The sequence below is a fragment of the Micromonospora sp. NPDC047620 genome (assembly GCF_043205005.1).
Lineage (GTDB): Bacteria > Actinomycetota > Actinomycetes > Mycobacteriales > Micromonosporaceae > Micromonospora.
Window position 1 is genome coordinate 1 of record NZ_JBIDDG010000211.1, and the last position, 1,027, is coordinate 1,027.

Consider the following 1,027-nt stretch of genomic DNA (forward strand, 5'->3'; position numbering starts at 1 on the left):
GCCATCCCGCACATGCCCGCGCGTCACCGGTGAACATGTCGGGCGAGGACGCCCAGCAGACGGGGGACGACGACGTACACCGCGGCCGGGACCACGAACGCGGTCAGTACGAGTGCGCGCAGCACGGGATGCCAGCCGGCCGTGAACGGTGCCATCGCGGTCATTCCGAGGGCGACCATAGGGAAGATCGCGAGCCAGGTGACGGCGGCGCGGACGTGCACGGATGGGGCGGGAACAGTGGTGCTCACAGTGACTCCTCAAGACTCCAACTAGATGGTTGTAGATGTGAGTAGACACCTCCGGAGGGAATTCTGCAACTGTTTAGTTGGAGAATTTGCTAGTCTGGCCTCGTGGCCTGGGACACCGAACGCACCCGACAATTGCTGCTGGACGCCGCGGTGGCGGAATTCGGCGAGCGCGGACTGGCGGGAGCGCGCGTGGACCGCATCGCGGCCGCTGCGGGGGTCAACAAGGAGCGGATCTATAAGTATTTCGGCACCAAGGATCAGCTCTTCGCCATCGTGATCGCCCGGGAAATCGGCGAACTCGGCGAGGCGGTTCAGGTCGAAGGGGAGGGAACCGCTGCGGTGATCGGTTATGCCGAGCGGTTCTTCGATCACCTCTGCGACAAGCCCGCATTGGCGCGCCTGCTGTTCTGGGAGAGTCTGGAATTGGGGGCACCGGTGGCCGAATCCGAGCGGCGCCAGAGTATGCTGGGCAAGCTTCGAGGTATTCGCGACGCCGTGCCGGAGCTTCCGGAATCCGTTGCGAGAGAACTACTTCTGACGATTCTGTCGCTGTGTTACAGCTGGCATGCGTTGCCTACCCTGGATCGCCTGGCCACCGCCACGGCCCCCGACGCTGCCCGACGGTCGGCCCGGCGTACGGCGATCGGCGAAACGGTGGCGGCCGAGCTGGCGCTACACATGTCCGACGACGCCTCGGTTACGCGGCAGTGGTCGGGATAGGTGCCGCGACCCATGGTGCGCACTGCGCAACCCGTTTCCGGATTACCGAGCGAGGCATT

Annotated in this window: 2 protein-coding genes; one reads left to right on the top strand and one right to left on the bottom strand. The window is 64.8% G+C overall.

Translation table 11 applies throughout. The features are described from left to right. Nucleotides 1-23 precede the first annotated feature (23 nt). On the bottom strand, nucleotides 24-248 hold the full coding sequence (locus ACGF5C_RS35330) for a hypothetical protein (RefSeq protein ID WP_036525741.1): 225 nt from the start codon (nucleotides 246-248) through the stop codon (nucleotides 24-26). Between the two features lie 102 nt (nucleotides 249-350). Between ACGF5C_RS35330 and ACGF5C_RS35335 the strand changes: the two genes are divergently transcribed. Then, nucleotides 351-968, top strand: coding sequence for a TetR/AcrR family transcriptional regulator (locus tag ACGF5C_RS35335; RefSeq protein ID WP_393308843.1), 618 nt, complete (start codon nucleotides 351-353; stop codon nucleotides 966-968). Nucleotides 969-1,027: the final 59 nt, after the last annotated feature.